We start from the raw sequence: 19,527 nt of genomic DNA, 5'->3' as shown, positions 1-19,527 counted from the left end.
CGTCCTGGCAATTATTTTTCCTTATCTAGTAATACCATTTTATCTGGGAAAACATACTATTTATTGTAATAAATCTTACGTTTTTCTGAATATTACAATTTAGAAACGTGTTTTATTTCCTTTATAATAATTTTAGTTTTTTTGCAAATTTAATAATCAAATGTCCTTTTGGCACATTACGTAGTTCTTCTTCCGTAAATACTTTCATTCCAATGATTGCAGCAAAGTATACAATGACTCCCACCGGAATTGCAATTACCAGACAAACCGCAAAGCCCAGACGTCCAAATGGAAGAACTTTCATTAGTACAAAACGAACGATACCAACTACAACCCCCATTATAATTGCACCAATTCCCGGTTTAATAAAGGTTTTAGAAAATTCCTGTTTAAAACCTGTATATTTTTTAATGGACAATGCATTTAAAATGCACATTACAAAAGAAAATGCCATTGTTGCAAATACCAATCCATAAGTTTTGCAGTTTGTAAAACTTAATAGCGCCCACAAAACAACAATATTCACAACAACTGATATTGCCGCATGTCTTACTGGAACTTTCATTTTTCCCATACCTTGAAGAATTCCATTGGTGAGGGTCGATAAGCAATAGAAGATAACAGATACAGCCCCTACTCTTAACATATTTGCACCAAGTCCTTTTCCGTATTTTGCACCAAAAAGCAGTCCATTGATTGGTCCATTTAAAACTCCAAGCCCGACAGCACATGGAATAGCTATCATCATAGTAACTTTAATTGCCATCTGAATGCTATCATTCATTTTATCGGTTTTTCCCAAAGCATATGCACCAGACACATTTGGAACAATGGCATTGGATAAAGCGGAAGCCATAGCTACAGGAACATTGATCAATACATTGTACTGCCCTGCAAAAATACCGTATACAGAAGAAACTGTTTTGGGCACCATACCTTTTCCTGCCATAATATTACTAAAAATGGTCTGGTCTATGGTTGCACTGCAATTATAAATGGCAGTGCTAAAAATAACAGGTGTAATGGTCAGCAGTAGAATTTTTAGTACATTTCCATAAGATTCTACATATTTTGTCCGATCATGACGCATCTGTATTTTGATTTTCGGCTGATATAGCTTGTACACAATCACGCAGAATACAAGTCCTGTTAAAACCCCTACTTCGGTACCAATGGCACTTCCGGCAGCACCATGTCTGGCAATCTGATAGGTAATTTCTTTTGATGGCAGATATGGTAAAATTAATACATAAGCCATTAAAATACTGAAAATAGCATTTAAAATCTGCTCAATGATCTGCGAAATCGAAGTAGGAACCATAGTATTATGTCCTTGGAAGTATCCGCGAAATACGCCAAGAATTCCAGAAAAGAATATGGTCGGTGATATGGTTTGCAGTGCCAGCTGTGCTCCCTTCTGGTGTCCTACAAAATAAGGTGCTCCAAAATACGCTATCAAAGAGGCAGCACCACCTACTATAACCGCATAAATCAAAGCTCCGCGAAAAATACGTTGTGCATTAATATATTCACGCTTGGCTAATCTTGCAGCAATTGCTTTTGATACAGCCAGCGGAATACTAAAAGATGCAATCAGCAGGATAATATTATAAATATTATAAGCAAAGCTATAATATCCCATTCCCTCTTCGCCAATAATGCTAAACAGAGGGCTGCGATATAATAATCCAATGATACGGCAAACTATGGATGCTCCTGCTAAAATCATTCCCTGGACTAAAAATGAATTTTTTCTGCTCTTACTCATACTAAACCTCTTTCATCTCTTGTATATCGGGTTTTTACAAGAATTTCTTCCTGCTTTTCCTCCATCTCTTTTCGTTCATCTTCTTCCATATGGTCATATCCAAACAAATGCAGCATACTGTGGGCAATCAGAAAAGCATATTCTCTTTCTCTACTGTGACCGTATGCATCTGCCTGCTCCCATACTTTATCCATTGATATCACAATATCTCCAAGAAGAAACTCCCCGGTTTCGGGATGAAACAGCATATCATCTTCTTCAATTTCTGAAAAGTCCCCCGGTGCCGGATAATCTGCCATCGGAAATGATAATACATCTGTCGGTCTGTCAATTTCTCTTTGTTCTTTATTGATCTGATGAATGGTATCATTATCAACTAATAATACATTAACTTCACATTCATAAGGACATTCAACATAATCTATAGCTGCCTCAATTACTTCATGTGCAATTTTTTCATAAGGAATATCAATTTTACCCTGATATTCATTTTCTAATATTATACTCATAATCTACCTGTCTTTTGTTTTCTTCCGACTACTTTTATTTTTTCGTGATTCTTTTGCTTCCTCATATTTATCATAGGCAGCAACAATCTGCTGTACCAGCGGATGACGTACGACATCTTTATTGGTTAAGTGAGAAATTCCTATATCTTTTACTTTTCCCAATACCTGAAGCGCTTCCTCTAAACCTGAAATACTGTCAAATGGCAGATCTTTCTGGGTCATATCTCCTGTTATGATAGCCTTGGATCCGAAACCAATTCTTGTGAGGAACATCTTCATCTGAGCCGGAGTTGTATTCTGTGCTTCATCCAAAATAATATAAGCATTATCCAGTGTACGTCCTCTCATATAGGCTAAAGGTGCCACCTCGATTAATCCCTTTTCCATATTTTTCATAAATGCATCTGCACCCAGAATCTCATATAATGCATCATATAGAGGCCGAAGATATGGGTCAACTTTGCTTTGAAGATCACCAGGAAGAAATCCTAATTTTTCTCCTGCTTCAATGGCTGGCCTTGTAAGAATAATTCTATTCACTTCATCATTTTTAAAAGCTGTAATTGCCATTGCCATTGCAAGATATGTTTTTCCTGTTCCGGCAGGACCTACTCCAAAAGTAATCATTTTATCTTTTATCTGCTCCACATACTTCTTTTGCCCCAGAGTTTTTGGCTTTACCGCCTTTCCCTGAATTGTATGACAGATTACGTCCTTATCAAGTTCAATTAGATGTGCAGGCTGATCATCCATAGATAAAGATAATGCATAATTAACATTTTGTTCTGTGATAGCATTTCCTCTCCTGGACAGCTCCAATAGCTCTTCAATCACTGAAACAGCGTGGTTTACTGCCTGCTGACTTCCGATACATTTAAGTTTATCACCTCTAAGAATCAGACTGACGTGTAGTGTTTTTTCTATTTTTTTCATGTATACGTCAAACTGCCCAAACACATTTCCGCCGTGTTCTGCAGGAAAATTCATTTCTATCTCTATAGGATTCATTCATGCTGCTCCTTTCCCTATATTCTTATGGTATTTTACCATTAGCATCAAAGTTTTTCAACTACTGGGATGCAGTGGTAGGCATGATCTTTTCTTCCTGCTTCTTCGTTAAAGCCTTAATATTCCTGATTTTCCCGACTTTTTCTTCCTGAATAATATATCCTTCTGCTGTATATCCATTTCCTTTTTTCTTATAACAAATCTCCTGATGAAGAATTTTGATACCCATATTTTCTTTTTTCTTCAAAAAAACATTCAACCTGCTTTTTAGTTTCATTTCAGCCTGCTTTTTGCTATTTTTTTTCATCACTGACTGATATGATTGCATCGTTTGAAGATAAAATCCTGCCGGGAGATAAAAAGAACTCCCAATTTTTAGTGGATATCTTTTTTCTATAATATTTGTATGAATATCCTTTTTCTTTTTAGGAAAATTTAAATGGTATGATCCCATATAAATACTTTTTATATAATGTTTAGTCTTTACAATTTTCTTTTCATAATAATCTTCTGGAATGGTTTCTTTATATGCTTCTCTGGTTTTCATGTAGATTTCTCCATCCGCTGTAATTTTATCAGTTTCTGTAACCTGAAAATCATCACTATAATAATAGATTAATCCAGAAATCAATGTGGTCCCTTTTTTTATTCGATCGCCTGCTGATACCAGTGGTGTCCCGCTTTTCACTGACAATTTAGTAATAATTCCATCTTTGTTTGCCACAATATCACATGGCTTTTTAGAGTTTTGTTTTGTTTTTCGATCCAAAGTTTCTTTTATTTCAATATGAAGTTGTGTTCCCTGAAGAGAGCATGACACCCAGGCTATATCCTCATAATCTTCTCTTAAACGATCTTCCAGCTGATTACAATCTATTTTCTTTTTGTAAGTTCCGGGTTTATAGTAATTGGATGTTACATATTTTAAAATATCATTTTCTGAATAAATTTCACTTCCTGAAACAGTAATCTCCCATATAAACTGACTTAACAGAAAAATCAAAAACAACCCCATTGATACTGAAAAAAAGAATGCTTTACGCTTTCTGTGTTCCAGTAAAAAAAAAGGGAGTCCAGTTCCCCCACAATTTTTCAAAACAGTATGTGTCTTTTGAGCCAGATTCTGAACTGAAGAACTGGCACTTTTCCGAACATAAAAGCAATACCCTTTTTCATCTGGCTTTAAATCCCATAAAACAATATCATTTTTTGCACAAAGATTTAGAAATCTTTCTACATTCTGTCCTGATATTTCATAATAAAGACATCCAAACAAAAAGTGTAAAATCTTTTCCAATTATTTTCTCCCTTTACACATATTCCAATCGTTCAATTCTACCAGTAATTTTCATTCCATTCTGTGAATAATAATCAATGACAAGTTCTTTTCCATAAATACGAAGAGCCACATGATTTCCCTGAACCATAATCTGGTCATCTTCATATGCTAATATCCCCTTATAATTTTCAACAAAAATTTCTCTATTTCCTGTAACTGTTATAATAAAATCTCCAAATATCACATCTCTTGGCAGGGAAAGACCTTGAACAATAGCTTCTTTGGTTTTTTTTCTCATAAAATCTTCTCCTGCGGCATTTGGTTAAATATATGCAGAAAAAAAGCATCATATACCTATTACAGTAAATGATGCTTTATCATCCATTCATTATTTAGATTTTCTCTTACGAGCAGCTTCAGACTTTTTCTTACGTCTTACACTTGGCTTTTCGTAATGTTCTCTTTTGCGGATTTCCTGCTGAATTCCTGCTTTAGCACAGTTTCTCTTAAATCTGCGAAGAGCGCTATCTAAAGATTCATTTTCTTTAACGATTACGTTAGACATTCTTATTCCTGACCTCCCCTCCAGTCTTGTACTTGTGCATAGGACTGTTTGGGTATTATTTTCTTGCACTAGACTATTATACCATATTTTTGCATTTCGTCAACTAGGAAATTTGACTTTCTAAAACTTCTTTTACTTTTGCCACAGCATCCTGAATTCCTGCTGGATTTTTTCCTCCTGCCTGTGCCATATTAGGACGACCTCCGCCGCCTCCGCCAACACATCCTGCAATTTCTTTAATCAGATTTCCTGCATGAGCACCTGCCTTCTGTGCTCCATCTGTCACCATTGCAACAAGGAATACTTTGCCACCTTTAGATGACGCCAGAACAATGACTCCATCACCCAGTTTTTCTTTCAGGTTATCTCCCAGTTCCCGAAGTCCATTCATATCTACATCTTCTACCGCTGTTGCAAGAAGTTTTACTCCATTGACCTCTGTTACCTGATCCATAACATCTCCTAAAGCATCTTTTGCAAGTTTGCTCTTAAGAGATTCATTTTCACTCTTTAACTCTTTTACTTCTGCAAGTAAAGTCTCAATTCTCTTCATTAATCCTGCAGGAGTTGATTTTAACATGGTAGCTGCCATATTCAGCTCTTCTTCAATTTTATCATAATAATCAAAAACGCCCTGATCTGTAATAGCTTCAATTCGACGTACTCCGGATGCTACTCCGCTTTCTGATAAAATCTTAAATGCTGTAATTGTACCTGTATTACTTACATGAGTACCACCACAAAGTTCTACAGAAAAGTCTCCCATAGAGACAACTCTTACCTCATCTCCGTATTTTTCACCAAACAGTGCCATAGCACCTGTTTTCTTTGCATCTTCCATAGACATAACCTTCGTACTAACTGGGAGATTTTCTGCAATTTTACTGTTAACGATTTCTTCTACTTTTTTAATCTCTTCATCAGTCATTGGTGAAAAATGTGTAAAGTCAAATCTTAAATGCTTTGCATTATTTAAAGAACCTGCCTGTTCTACATGAGTTCCCAGAACTTCACGTAAGGCTTTCTGAAGAAGATGAGTTGCACTGTGATTCTTTTGTGCCAGTTTACGGTTCTTTTCATCTACATTGAATACAACCTTATCACCCATTTTAAAGGTTCCTTCAACTACATGTCCCACATGTCCGATTTTACCACCGGAAAGTTTAATAACATCTTCTACTTCAAAAGATGCATTGTCACTTAAAATCACACCTTTGTCTGCTTCCTGACCACCACTGGTAGCATAAAAAGTTGTCTGATCTGCAACAATTGTTCCTACCTGACCTTTTGATAATTCCTCTACCACTTCTTTATCAGTTGTCATAGCTGTAATGGTACCATCACAGGTTAATGCATCATATCCAAGGAAAATAGATGTCATTGCAGGATCCAGCTGCTCATAAACTGTAACATCTGCACCCATATAATTGGTAACTTTTCTTGCTTTTCTGGCAGTTTCTCTCTGAATCTGCATTTCTTTCTCAAAACCATCCTGATCAACTGTAAATCCTTTTTCTTCAAGAATCTCAATTGTTAAATCCAGCGGGAATCCATAGGTATCATACAATTTAAATGCATCACTTCCAGGCAATTCTTTCTTTCCTTCTGCTTCCATAGATTTTTCCATATCTGCAAGAATAGAAAGTCCCTGGTCGATTGTCTTATTAAACTGTTTTTCTTCCTGAGATAGGTGATTAAAGATAAATTCAGCTTTTTCTTCCAGTTCCGGATAACCATCTTTGGATTCCTGAATGACTACTTTACTGATATCTGTCAGGAATAAGTGATTGATACCAAGAAGTCTGCCATGTCTTGCTGCACGACGAATCAGTCTGCGCAGCACATATCCACGTCCTTCATTGGAAGGCATAATTCCATCAGAAAGCATGAAAGTTGCAGAACGAATATGGTCTGTGATAACACGTACAGACACGTCTGTATCATAATCTTCACCATAGGCTACTCCTGCCACCTGACAGATCTTATCACGAATGGCTTTGATAGAATCTACATCAAAAATAGAATCCACTTCCTGTACCACAACCGCCAGACGTTCAAGACCCATTCCTGTATCAATATTCTTATTTTCCAATTCTGTGTAATTATTATGTCCGTCATTATCAAACTGAGTAAATACGTTATTCCACACTTCCATATAACGGTCACAGTCACATCCTACAGTACAATCAGGTTTACCACATCCGTATTTTTCTCCACGGTCATAATAAATTTCAGAACATGGTCCACAAGGTCCTGCTCCATGTTCCCAGAAATTATCTTCTTTTCCAAAACGGAAAATACGCTCTGGTGCAATCCCGATTTCTTTTTCCCAGATTTCAAATGCTTCATCATCATCCTGATAGACAGAAGGATATAATCTATCCGGATCAAGTCCGATTACTTCTGTTAAAAATTCCCATGACCAGGCAATAGCTTCATGTTTAAAATAATCTCCAAAAGAGAAATTCCCAAGCATTTCAAAAAATGTACCATGTCTTGCTGTTTTTCCAACATTTTCAATATCTCCGGTACGAATACACTTCTGACAGGTTGTGACTCTTTTTCTTGGTGGTACTTCCTGTCCTGTAAAATATGGTTTTAATGGTGCCATTCCCGCATTGATCAACAGTAAACTATTATCATTTTTTGGTACCAGAGAAAAACTCTTCAATGCCAAATGATCTTTACTCTCAAAAAACTCAAGATACATCTTTCTGAGTTCATTCACTCCGTATGCTTTCAATTATTTGTCCTCCTAATGTTAAGTTCTATATCTCCAGACATCATGTGATAGCTTTCTTCTGTTCATAAGAATTCATTTTACGAAATAAAAGAAAACCTTAAATAAGGTCTTCTTCCATTTCCAGAACAAAGCGGACAAGTCCGCTGTTAACTCCCTGTAATCCTCTATCATGAGGGACTATTACGCTTTAGCGTAGCAAGGTTTTTCCTAATGAAATAATAAATAAGTTCAAGCCTGTCACAGGTTATGCTTTATTTCTCTTTTTCTTTGCCGCAAGATATCTGCCAAAGAATGCTCCCCCAACAGACACTGCCAAAAGGAAAATAAACTTTATTCCATATGAGACTAGCTCTGATAAAAATGCTGTCATATCATGCCTCCTTATCTTATAAAGATGATTATATCAAATCATACAGTGAAAGACAATTATTTTCTTTCCATAAGTTCATTGGTTACCTGTTCCCAGGTCATACCTCTTTCTGCCATCAGAACCATCAGATGATACAGGAAATCTGAAATTTCATATTTCATTTCTTCAGGGTCCGGATTCTTAGCTGCAATAACAATCTCTGTACATTCTTCTCCAACTTTTTTAAGGATTTTATCAATTCCTTTATCAAAGAGGTAATTGGTATATGATCCTTCCTTAGGATGAGCTTTGCGATCCATAATAACATCATATACATCCTGAAATACATTCATTGGATTATCATCTTTAAAATCTTTCTTTATTAAATCTGTAAAGAAACAGGAATAACTACCTGTATGACAGGCATTTCCAACCTGTCTGACTTTTGCCAGCAACGTATCCTTATCACAATCTATAGTTAGCGATTTTACATACTGATAATGACCGGATGTATCTCCTTTGACCCATAATTCTTTACGACTTCTGCTGTAATATGTCATAACTCCAGTTTCAATGGTTTGCTCAAATGCCTCTTTTGTCATATATGCAACCATTAAAACTTCGTTTGTTTTATAATCTTGTGTAACTACAGTCAACATTCCGTCACTGTTTAGCTTAAATTCTTCAAAAGGAATCGGACTTTCAAAAGTCTGAACATCAACACCCTGAGCCTGTAATTCCTTTTTCACACCAAGGACTGAAAATGTGCCGGCATCATGAATAGAAATACTTTCTGCATTTGTCACTTCCAATGTTTCCACAATATCATCTGTAGAAGCCACACTTACAATAACAGGAAGAGTCACCTGACTTTTAACTGCTTTCACTGCTTCTTCAGTTTTATCATACCCATGATTGGCTAAAAGTAATAATTCTCCTGCCCCAAGGCGCTCCATTTCTTTTGCAAATTCATCTGGTGCATCCATCTGTTCCAAATCCATGGAAACAATAACCTGACTTTTTCCAAAACGATCAGATGCTTTCTTTACGATATCTTTATCAACAAGAACTGTAGCCCCAAGGCAGATTTTATCAGCGCCTGCATATAAAACTTTTTTAACATCCTCCAGATCTTTGATGCCGCCGCCTGCATATAACGGTACATCTATTACTTCTTTGATTGCCTTGATAGTGTCAATGGACACTTCTTTATCATAATATGCAATAGCATCTGCTCCGGTATGATTATAATGTTTTGCAGACTCCACCGGTCTGGTTATATCAACACATGGAATCATTGTAATTTTGCTCATTTTATAATGCTCCTTTCGTGGATAGCACATCCGTAATTCTTGGATCCATCATAGTTGCCTCATCTAATGCCTTTGCAAATGCTTTAAATGCTGCTTCAATAATGTGATGATTGTTTTCGCCATCCAGTTTTTTCAAATGTAAATTCATGGCACTGCTATATGAAATCGCATAGAAAAATTCTTTTACCATCTCTGTATCAAATTCTCCAACACGATCAACCGTAAACTCACAATCCATGTTAAAATACGGTCTTCCAGACAAATCTATGGCACAAAGCATCAAAGTTTCATCCATTGGAAGCATAAAAGAGCCATAACGTTTTATTCCTTTCTTATCTCCAACTGCCTTTTTGATGGCTTCTCCAAGTACAATTCCAACATCTTCAATAGTATGATGGCAGTCAACCCAAAGATCCCCTTCCACCTGCACATCAAGATTAAAAAAACCATGACGGGCAAAACTATTTAACATATGATCAAAAAAACCCACACCTGTATGAATATTCGTTTTTCCATTTCCATCCAGATTTAATGTTAGTTTGATTTTTGTTTCGCTGGTATTCCTTTCAAGGGATGCACTTCTATTCATAAATTCTATCCTTCCTGTTCATTTTCAAATCTAACTTTCATTGAGTTTGCATGAGCTGTTAATTTCTCCTGATTTGCAAAAAATTCAATATCTTTGTGAACCGACTGCAATGCTTCTCTTGAATAATATATCACACTTGACTTCTTAATAAAATCATCCACACTTAATGGTGAGAAAAATTTTGCTGTTCCATTGGTTGGAAGTACATGGTTTGGTCCTGCAAAATAATCTCCAAGTGGTTCGCAGCTATATTGTCCAATAAAGATCGCACCTGCATTTTTCACTCTTGTCATAACATCAAATGGATTTTCCGTCATTATTTCCATATGTTCAGACGCAATGGCATTGGCCACATCCACAGCTTCTTTCATATCCTTGGCAATAAGGATATATCCAAAAGATTCCAGGGATTTTTCCATAATTTCTTTTCTGGAAAGTTCATTTAAAAATCCATCAATTTCATCTGATACTTTCTGTGCCAGTTCTTCACTTGTTGTCACCAGAATTGCACTGGCCATCTCATCATGTTCAGCCTGAGAAAGCAGATCTGCTGCAACATATCTTGGATTAGCACTATCATCAGCCAAAACAAGAATCTCGCTAGGTCCTGCAATTGAATCGATACTGACATTTCCATAGACAGCTTTTTTTGCCAGTGCAACGAAAATATTACCTGGTCCTACAATTTTATCAACTTTAGGAATAGATTCTGTTCCAAAGGCCAGAGCCGCAATAGCCTGCGCTCCGCCAACTTTATATACTGCAGTGGCACCTGCTTCCTTTGCAGCAACAAGTGTATTGGCAGTTACTTTCCCATCTTTTCCAGGCGGTGTTGTCATAATGATATTTTTAACACCTGCTACATGTGCAGGAACAATATTCATCAATACAGAAGACGGATATACCGCTTTTCCACCAGGAACATAAACCCCGCAGCTTTCCATAGGAGTCACTTTCTGTCCCAGCATAACTCCATCTTCTCTTGTTTCAAACCAGCTGTTCTGAAGCTGCTTTTCATGGAAATCTCTGATATTTTTTATTGCTTTTCGAATAACCTCAATAAGCTTGTCATCAACCTGCTCATATGCTTCTTTTATTTCTTCTTCTGTTACCAGTATATTATCCGCATGAATGTCTGCACCATCAAACTGTCTGGTGTAATCAAACACAGCCTGATCGCCATTCTCTTTTACATTGGCAATAATCCCATCAACTTTTTCCTGAAATCCATCATAGTGATTTGGACTTCTCTTTAACAAGTCAGATAAAATATTATCTATGGAATCCTGATTTACTTTTACAATTCTCATATGTGCCCCCTATTTCTTCTCGTCTAATAATTTCTTTAATTCAAATATGATTTTACTGATTCTTTCCTGTTCCATTTTCTGGCTTACCTGGTTTACCACCATTCTTGCAGACAACGGACATACTTCCTCCAGTACTTCCAGACCGTTTTCCTTTAACGTGGTTCCGGTTTCAACAATATCAACAATAACTTCAGAAAGTCCCACAATTGGTGCTAATTCAACAGAACCATTTAATTTCACAATTTCAACTGTCTGAAGTTTCTGATTATTAAAATATTCTTTCGCAATATGCGGATATTTTGATGCAACGCGAATAATCTCGTTACCATTTAAATACTTCTTAGCCTCTTTAGGCCCGCAAACGCACATTTTACATGCACCGAATTTCAAATCCAGCACTTCATAGAGATTTCTTCCTTCTTCAAGAATGGTATCCTTTCCCACAACCCCAATATCGGCTGCACCATATTCCACATATGTAGGAACATCACTGGCTTTTGAAAGGAAAAACTTTAATTTCAGTTCTTCATTCACAAAAATCAGTTTTCGTGTTTTCTCATCTTTCATCTCTTCACAGGTAATACCAATCTGTTCCAGCAAAGATAATGTTTTTTTAGCAAGCCGGCCTTTCGCCAAAGCAAATGTAATATATCTCATCTATCCTATGTCCTTTCTAAATAAAATATAAAATTTCACCAAGATGATGATCTTTTGCAAATTTCTGATAATCATCTTTGCTGCAGGCAGTATTTTTTCTTTCTAAAATAACTGTCTTTCCCTGTTTACGAAGTTCTTTGGCTTTCAAAATTGCATCCTTTATTAAATCTTCGCTATATACAATCATCACATCTGTATGTCTTGCTTCCATAGGAATTTCCTGTCGGCTTAAAGCCATCATCAATTCATCAAGCACTATGGCAAACCCTACAGAAGGTGCCTTTTTCCCAAACTGCTCTATCAGATTATCATAGCGGCCACCTTTCAGAACGGCATCACCTGTTCCATAAGTATATCCTTTGAAAATAATCCCTGTATAGTAATTGTGGCGATTAAGCATACCAAGATCAAAACTTATATATTTTTCTTTTCCATATAATTTTAAAATTTCATAAACATTACGAAGACGTGCCAAAGCTTTTTTTGAAGTTTCATTTTCAACCATCTCTTCTGCCTGATTAAGAATCGTCACATCTCCATTTAACTCATTGAACCTTAAAAATACAGATTTTACCTTTTCAGGAATATCCAGATTCTCCACATATTCCATCAATCCAAAATAATTCTTGTTAAGAATAAAATCTCTCAATTCATTTTTTATATCTTCATCACAAATAGACTCCGTCAGCCCCTGGAAAAATTCTACTTCTCCGATTGATATACGGAAATCTTTTAATCCTGATGCCAGAAAACAATCCACTGCCATTGCAATCACTTCACTGTCAGCCTGTGCAGAGTCATCATTTACCAGCTCTGCTCCCAGCTGGCATGTTTCTTTTAATTTTAACTGATAGCTGGAATTGTTTAAGAAAACATTCCCTGCATATGAGAGACGGATTCCCATTTTCTCTTCACTAAAATATTTTGCCACGCACCTTGCAATAGAAGGCGTAACATCAGGACGCAGAACCAGAGTATTTCCTTCTCTGTCAAAAAATTTGTACATTTCCCTGGAAGAAACTGTACCTTTTTCACTGTTAAATACATCAAAGAATTCAAAACCCGGAGTACGGATATTTTCATAACCATACAAAGCAAAAACCTTGTTTAACTTCTCCTTCAGTTTAATTCTCTGTCTGCATTCTATTCCATAAACATCTCTTACACCTTCAGGTGTATGAACTCTCTTTTTGTTCATCTTCTATTTCTCCTTGATACTTTATCGAATTAAAGTGCTAATTCGCTAGCACACAAAACTATCTAGTATTCTAACAAGCATTTTCTTCTTTGTCAACTGTCTCTGTTTTCTAAAAGTTTTATGGTGATATCTTATAAATCTCCATCATACTCATCCAGATGACTGCTTGCACCGTACATATCTCTTCCTGTAACCCTTTTTGCTTCTCGTTCTTCTTCCACCCACTGACTCAGTGTGTCTTTTACATTTTTTGAGTCAGCAATATTTTCCAGTAAAATAACCGGACTGGATGCATCCTTTGTTGTCATTCGAATCGTACCTGTACCACAGATTTTATTTCCCAGAGTTCTTTCAAATGTTATATCCATAATACGATATAAGAGACACTCTTCTTCTTTGGTTGAAAATAATCCGGTTGTTAAATAGATTCTTCCATTTTCAATGCGGTATTTTGTAAAAGTAATAGGCCACCACAGAAAATGTTTACGATCCTCCCAGGTTTTTTTATCTTTATTCAGCATAACTTAGCCTCCTTGATTTCATTCTGTCCTTGTATTATATAAAGAAATGCCGGAAAATGCAAAAACATTCCCCGACATAGGCTTTTTTATAGCTTTGCTGCACGTTCTGCAACATTTTTTTGAAAATCCATCACCTGATGCTGGTATTCTTCATCCATATATTTTGATGTAATCAGGAAATCTGCTGTTGCTTTATTGTTTGCAATGGGAATATCATACACTTGTGCAATCCTAAGTAATGCCTTTACATCAGGATCATGAGGCTGTGCTGTTAATGGATCAGAAAAGAAGATGACAAGATCCACCTTTCCTTCCACAATCTGTGCTCCTATCTGCTGATCCCCTCCAAGAGGTCCGCTGTTATAACCTTTCACAGAAAGACCTGTTTTCATAGAAACCATTCTGGCAGTTGTCCCTGTTCCACAAAGAGAATGTTTTTGTAATATTTCTTTATGCTCTTCACACCACTGTATCAGTGAATGTTTCATTCCATCATGAGCAATTAATGCAATATGTTTCTTTTTGTCTATTTTTAATGTTATAAACTGATCACTCATAAAAAGACCTCCTAATTAAAAATATTAAATATACAGATTTTTCTCCAACCTGTGACACCATCTGAACAAGAATGGAATAAATCACAATAGCAAAACTCACCCCTGATGCATTTTTAGAGTCATTAAAAATACAAGAAGATGCAAAGCACATTCCTCCAAAAAACAACAGTAATCCTATCCATCCAACATTTAAACGTATAAATCCGTTAATATCCAATTCTCCCGGAAACATTATCTGTCCTGTAATTATTATAAGTGCTGTCACATAAAAAACAAGCAGTAAAGTAAAAAATATCAGTACAAACTGCTGGGTCATTGCAATTTTTCTTCTCTTATCAGGACCTGACAGCAGATATACCATGGAGCCTGATCCACATATTTTACAATCAGCCGATTAGTAAGAATTATGATAAATACTCCCGGAAAGTTACATTGAAAATTCCTTTTCCATTGCCATAATCTTTGGTTACACCATGAATTTCAATCAGATTCATCATACCGCTCCTTATTAATATGCCAGAATTTCATATCCATCTTCTGTTACCAGAACCTGCACCTCCCATTGAGCAGAAGGTTTTCCATCATCTGTATAAATCGTCCAGTCATCTTCATCATCCACAAAGATTTTGTCTGTCCCCATATTTACCATAGGTTCAATGGTAAATATCATTCCTAGTGCCATAACCATACCTGTTCCTTCTCTTGAAACATAACTGACATAGGGATCTTCATGAAATTCAATTCCAACACCATGTCCACCAATTTCTTTTACAACTGAATATCCGTTTTTTATTGCATGTTCATGCACTGCATGTCCCATATCGCCAAGAAGACCCCATGGTTTTACATTCTTTAAACCTATTTCTATACATTCCTTTGTGACATCTACCAGTTTCTTCTTCTCTTCTGAAACTTTTCCAATACAAAACATGCGTGAAGAATCTGAGAAATATCCATGGTAAATCGTTGATACATCAACATTTATGATATCTCCTTCTTTTAAAATGACATCCTCTGAAGGAATTCCATGGCAAACCTGTTCATTTACAGATGTACATACACTTTTTGGAAATCCTTCATAATTAAGTGGTGCAGGAATAGCTCCTCTGGATGTAGTCTGCTCATATACCCAGTCATCGATCTGCTGGGTTGAAATACCTTCCTTTATATGTTCTGCTATATAATCCAACACCGCAATATTAATTTTCCCGCTTTCACGAATTCCCTGTATCTGTTCTGGAGTTTTGATTATCTTATGAGGCGGTACAATATACCCTTCTTGCTTCATCTCCTGAATTTTTTCATCAAAATGACTATGGCATTTTTTATATTTTTTTCCACTTCCACACCAGCATGGATCATTTCTTCCTATAGTTATCATAATAATACCAAATCCTTTCATTGATTATTTTTCATTTATTTTAACACACTTTTTATCATTTTTACATTTTTTATCCATATACAACTTAAACCTTTAAATGGTTTCCCTTTATACTTTTCTTTCTATCTGTTATAATTGTGGACGAACAAAAATTCTACAATCAGGAGGTAAGTTATGGCATTTGATGGATTTGTCATTTCAAATATAGTAACCGAATTGAATCAACAGATTATCGGTGGAAGAATTTATAAAATTTATCAGCCGGAAGCTGACGAAATAACTCTAGTAATAAAGAAAGACAGAGATACAAAACGTCTGCATTTATCTGCAAGTGCTTCTCTTCCTTTAGTTTACCTGTCAAGAGAATCAAAATCGAATCCTATGCAGGCACCTAATTTCTGCATGCTTTTAAGAAAACATATCAGCAATGGCCGTATTGTATCCATTAAACAGCCGAATTTCGAAAGAATTATTGAAATTACTGTTGAGCATCTTGACGAGCTGGGAGATCTTTGCCAAAAGCGACTTGTCATCGAGATCATGGGAAAACACAGCAATATTATTTTTGTAGATCAGCAAAATATGATTTTGGACAGTATTAAACATATTTCAGCCAATATCAGCTCTGTTCGTGAAGTACTTCCCGGGAGAATATATACTTTTCCTCCTTCTAAGGGAAAAATACCCCTAAGCAGTTTAACTTATGATTATTATTATCAGAACATCCTGTCAAAACCTTTGAATCTTTGTAAAGCGCTATATACTTCAATTACCGGAATGAGCCCACTGATTGCCAATGAAATCTGTTTTCGATCCGGTCTGGATGGAAATGCTTCTACAGATTCTCTTACAGAAGATGCTATGGCCGGACTATACGGTCAACTGGTCAAACTTAATACTTTAATAGAAGATCATGCATATACGCCCAATATCATATATTCCGGAGAAGAACCAAAAGAATTCTCATGTATCTGTTTAACATCTTTTTCAGATTGTACTCAGAAGAAGTTTGATTCCATATTTGATGTTTTGATTGGATATTATGCTGAGAAAGAAAAATTCACCCGAATGAAACAGAAATCTGCAGACTTAAGAAAAATTGTTCAAACTGCATTAGAAAGAACAAGTAAAAAATATGATCTTCAGATTCGCCAGCTTAAAGATACAGAGAAGCGTGACAAATTCAAAATATATGGTGAACTCATTCAGACATACGGATATGGTCTTGAACCTGAAGCTAAATCTCTTACATGTATGAATTACTATACAAACGAAGAGGTTACGATTCCTTTAGATCCGACGAAAACACCTTTGGATAATTCCCAAAAATATTTCGCAAAATATAATAAATTAAAGCGGACATACGAAGCACTTTCAGAACTGATTCTCGAAACAAAATCTGATATGGATCATCTGGATTCCATTATGGCATCTTTGATTCTTTCTGAGGATGAAAAAGATTTATCTATTATCAAAGATGAACTAACAGATTACGGATATATTAAAAGCCACGGAAAAAAAGGAAATAAACGTCCTGGAAAATCAAAGCCTCTTCATTATATTTCTTCTGATGGATTTCATATGTATGTTGGAAAAAATAATTATCAAAACGATGAATTAACTTTTAAATTTGCCAATGGAGGAGACTGGTGGTTCCATGCTAAAAATATGGCAGGTTCCCATGTAATCGTCCGTAAAGAACAAGCTGATACCTTACCTGATGCAACTTTCGAAGAAGCCGGTCGTCTTGCTGCATACTATTCAAAAGGCCGCCAGGCTCCAAAAGTCGAAATTGATTACATTCAGCGAAAAGAACTGAAAAAGCCTCCGAAAGCAAAACCTGGATTTGTCATTTATCATACAAATTACTCCATGATGTGTATTCCCGACATCCAGGGAATCACTGAGGCTAATTCATAAAAAACGAAACTGCTTCAATTTTCATGGAAAGACTTTTGCACTTTAGCGTAATAATTTCTTTTCTAATAAAAAGGATAGAGCAACATTTTATTTGCTCTATCCTTTTTATTCGTTTTATGATGCGTGTATCTGGTAATCCAGTCTAAGCTTATCTGCTATCAGTGCGATAAATTCTGAATTTGTTGGTTTTCCCTTTCCAGCACTAATGGTATAACCAAACATTTCCTCCAGAAGTTCCACTTTTCCTCGATTCCAGGCAACTTCAATGGCATGTCGAATAGCTCTTTCAACGCTGCTTGAGGTTGTCTTATACTTTTTAGCAATAGATGGATATAGAAGCTTTGTTATGTAATTCATCATATTTACGTCTTCAATAGCCATTATTATTCCTTCTCTTATATATTGATATCCTTTAATATGGGCAGGAATACCCAAATCTCTTATAATTTTAGTCACATCCTGACGAATATCATATTGATTAGAAACTATTAGTCCCTGATCTGCTTTTACCTCCATCTGTCCATATTGAATCTGCTGATTTACATAGTGCAATCTGGTAATCTGTTCAATTCGATGACGAAGTATCTCTGTTTGAAATGGTTTCATGATACAGTAATCTATATCCATATGATTAATACATTCAATAAGCTTCTGATTTCCAATACAGGTTGTCACTATAAATGATGGCATTTTTTCATTTTTTAAATCTTCTCTACATTTTTCTATTACCCCTAAACCATCGATTACCGGAAGCATAATATCTATAACCACGACATCCGGACACAATCTCCTGATGGACTCCAATGCCATTACTCCATCAAACACGGTCGCCACAACTTCAAGACTTTGAGAAAGTTCCTCTGCAAGTTTTTCTGTTTCTGTCTGATTACTATCTGCAATTAAAACCTTTAGTTTCCTATCCATATTATTTTATCCTCCTCTGGCAAAATTCACCTAACCACTCATTAATATCTATCTCTATTCTACTGATTTATCTGATTCCCATATTCCAATCTGATTTTGTCAGCAATTAATGCAATAAACTCTGAATTTGTTGGTTTTCCTTTTCCTGCATGTACTGTGTAGCCGAATAAGGCATCAATAGTATCCATCTTTCCTCTTCCCCAGGCAACTTCAATGGCATGTCGAATAGCTCTCTCAACTCTGCTGGATGTTGTTTGAAATTTTTCTGCAATCGCAGGATATAGCTGTTTGGTAATGGAATTGAGAATATCCATATCGTAAATTGCAAGCATAATGGAATCTCTTAGATACTGATAACCTTTAATATGTGCCGGGACTCCTATTTCGTGGATCATGTTGGTCACGATGATTTCCAGCTGATTTTCTGTAATTCCTTTTTGCTGCTCTCTTACAGAAACAAAAGGTTTAGAATGATTCTGCCCATTTTTTATCTGCTTGATCTTACGTATCATCATCCTGGAATCAAATGGCTTTAAGATATAATAAGATGCCCCAAGCTCCATGGCCTCTTCACATACATTTTCCTGCCCCATAGCAGATACCATTATAATTTCAGGTTTTTTATTCACCGGCTCTTCATTTAATTTTTCCAAAACTCCTATTCCATCTAATTTTGGCATTATGATATCAAGCAATACTACATCCGGCTGTTTCTCCTTAATGATTTCTAATACATCTTCACCATTATCTGTACTTCCAACTACATTTATATCATCTTCCTGCTCTAACAGTCTGGTCATCATTTCAACCATCCTTTGATTATCATCTGCTATTGCCACGTTAATCTTTTCCATTTAAAGTCCTCCAATTCTGTTTTTATGATTAAAATAAAGATATCTTCACACAGAAAACGACGGCTTTCCATGTGACAAGATA

General features: G+C 35.9%; 20 protein-coding genes. 1 reads left to right on the top strand and 19 read right to left on the bottom strand.

Annotated features, from left to right (window positions below):
* Positions 1-121: 121 nt before the first annotated feature.
* From KTB61_RS02855 to KTB61_RS02780, 17 genes are all read right to left on the bottom strand, one after another.
* Positions 122-1,768, bottom strand: coding sequence for a putative polysaccharide biosynthesis protein (locus tag KTB61_RS02855; protein ID WP_075758753.1), 1,647 nt, complete (start codon positions 1,766-1,768; stop codon positions 122-124).
* Entirely contained in the window at positions 1,765-2,277 is a 513-nt protein-coding gene (gene ybeY, locus KTB61_RS02850) for an rRNA maturation RNase YbeY (RefSeq protein ID WP_216696745.1), read from the bottom strand. Before ybeY ends, KTB61_RS02855 begins: the two co-directional genes overlap by 4 nt.
* Before the next feature lie 3 nt (positions 2,278-2,280).
* Positions 2,281-3,285: a PhoH family protein gene (locus KTB61_RS02845; RefSeq protein WP_216696744.1), complete on the bottom strand. Its 1,005-nt coding sequence runs from the start codon at positions 3,283-3,285 to the stop codon at positions 2,281-2,283.
* 61 nt (positions 3,286-3,346) lie between these two features.
* Positions 3,347-4,582 carry a sporulation protein YqfD gene (locus tag KTB61_RS02840; RefSeq protein WP_216696743.1) on the bottom strand — a complete coding sequence of 412 codons (1,236 nt, stop codon included), beginning with the start codon at positions 4,580-4,582 and terminating at the stop codon, positions 3,347-3,349.
* A gap of 13 nt (positions 4,583-4,595) precedes the next feature.
* Entirely contained in the window at positions 4,596-4,862 is a 267-nt protein-coding gene (locus tag KTB61_RS02835; RefSeq protein ID WP_075758758.1) for a YabP/YqfC family sporulation protein, read from the bottom strand.
* A 90-nt stretch (positions 4,863-4,952) separates the two neighbouring features.
* Entirely contained in the window at positions 4,953-5,129 is a 177-nt protein-coding gene (rpsU, locus tag KTB61_RS02830) for a 30S ribosomal protein S21 (RefSeq protein ID WP_015530429.1), read from the bottom strand.
* A gap of 103 nt (positions 5,130-5,232) precedes the next feature.
* Positions 5,233-7,872 (bottom strand): alanine--tRNA ligase, encoded by a 2,640-nt coding sequence (gene alaS / locus KTB61_RS02825; protein ID WP_269145768.1) that lies wholly within the window; start codon positions 7,870-7,872, stop codon positions 5,233-5,235.
* Positions 7,873-8,116: 244 nt separating this feature from the next.
* A complete protein-coding gene (locus tag KTB61_RS13125) occupies positions 8,117-8,242 on the bottom strand; it encodes a hypothetical protein (RefSeq protein WP_269145767.1) in 126 nt (41 codons plus the stop codon).
* A 56-nt stretch (positions 8,243-8,298) separates the two neighbouring features.
* Positions 8,299-9,534, bottom strand: coding sequence for a bifunctional phosphoribosyl-AMP cyclohydrolase/phosphoribosyl-ATP diphosphatase HisIE (hisIE, locus tag KTB61_RS02820; protein ID WP_075758761.1), 1,236 nt, complete (start codon positions 9,532-9,534; stop codon positions 8,299-8,301).
* Position 9,535: 1 nt separating this feature from the next.
* On the bottom strand, positions 9,536-10,123 hold the full coding sequence (hisB, locus tag KTB61_RS02815) for an imidazoleglycerol-phosphate dehydratase HisB (protein ID WP_216696742.1): 588 nt from the start codon (positions 10,121-10,123) through the stop codon (positions 9,536-9,538).
* Positions 10,124-10,128: 5 nt separating this feature from the next.
* Positions 10,129-11,433 (bottom strand): histidinol dehydrogenase, encoded by a 1,305-nt coding sequence (hisD, locus tag KTB61_RS02810; RefSeq protein ID WP_216696741.1) that lies wholly within the window; start codon positions 11,431-11,433, stop codon positions 10,129-10,131.
* Positions 11,434-11,442: 9 nt separating this feature from the next.
* Positions 11,443-12,090: an ATP phosphoribosyltransferase gene (gene hisG / locus KTB61_RS02805; protein ID WP_192846094.1), complete on the bottom strand. Its 648-nt coding sequence runs from the start codon at positions 12,088-12,090 to the stop codon at positions 11,443-11,445.
* A 16-nt stretch (positions 12,091-12,106) separates the two neighbouring features.
* Positions 12,107-13,288, bottom strand: coding sequence for an ATP phosphoribosyltransferase regulatory subunit (gene hisZ / locus KTB61_RS02800; protein WP_075758764.1), 1,182 nt, complete (start codon positions 13,286-13,288; stop codon positions 12,107-12,109).
* Between the two features lie 131 nt (positions 13,289-13,419).
* The gene (locus KTB61_RS02795; protein ID WP_075758765.1) at positions 13,420-13,809 is read right to left on the bottom strand and encodes a PH domain-containing protein; all 390 of its coding nucleotides are present in this window, start codon (positions 13,807-13,809) and stop codon (positions 13,420-13,422) included.
* A gap of 86 nt (positions 13,810-13,895) precedes the next feature.
* Positions 13,896-14,366 (bottom strand): methylglyoxal synthase, encoded by a 471-nt coding sequence (locus KTB61_RS02790; RefSeq protein ID WP_075758766.1) that lies wholly within the window; start codon positions 14,364-14,366, stop codon positions 13,896-13,898.
* Entirely contained in the window at positions 14,359-14,682 is a 324-nt protein-coding gene (locus tag KTB61_RS02785; RefSeq protein WP_143249358.1) for a hypothetical protein, read from the bottom strand. The genes KTB61_RS02790 and KTB61_RS02785 overlap by 8 nt, the downstream gene beginning before the upstream one ends.
* Before the next feature lie 192 nt (positions 14,683-14,874).
* A complete protein-coding gene (locus KTB61_RS02780) occupies positions 14,875-15,747 on the bottom strand; it encodes a methionyl aminopeptidase (protein ID WP_216696765.1) in 873 nt (290 codons plus the stop codon).
* 174 nt (positions 15,748-15,921) lie between these two features.
* On the opposite strand from KTB61_RS02780, the gene KTB61_RS02775 reads away from it, so the two are divergent.
* On the top strand, positions 15,922-17,667 hold the full coding sequence (locus tag KTB61_RS02775) for an Rqc2 family fibronectin-binding protein (protein ID WP_075758769.1): 1,746 nt from the start codon (positions 15,922-15,924) through the stop codon (positions 17,665-17,667).
* Positions 17,668-17,781: 114 nt separating this feature from the next.
* Here KTB61_RS02775 and spo0A (KTB61_RS02770) read toward each other — a convergent pair whose 3' ends face one another.
* Entirely contained in the window at positions 17,782-18,591 is an 810-nt protein-coding gene (gene spo0A / locus KTB61_RS02770; RefSeq protein WP_075758771.1) for a sporulation transcription factor Spo0A, read from the bottom strand.
* A gap of 59 nt (positions 18,592-18,650) precedes the next feature.
* A complete protein-coding gene (spo0A, locus tag KTB61_RS02765) occupies positions 18,651-19,445 on the bottom strand; it encodes a sporulation transcription factor Spo0A (RefSeq protein ID WP_075758773.1) in 795 nt (264 codons plus the stop codon).
* Positions 19,446-19,527 lie beyond the last annotated feature (82 nt).

Origin of the sequence: Anaerostipes faecalis (assembly GCF_018982945.1) — a bacterium.
Classification (GTDB): Bacteria; Bacillota; Clostridia; order Lachnospirales; family Lachnospiraceae; genus Anaerostipes; species Anaerostipes faecalis.
The sequence above is the reverse complement of the archived record's forward strand: the minus strand, read 5'-3'. Positions and strand labels throughout refer to the sequence as shown.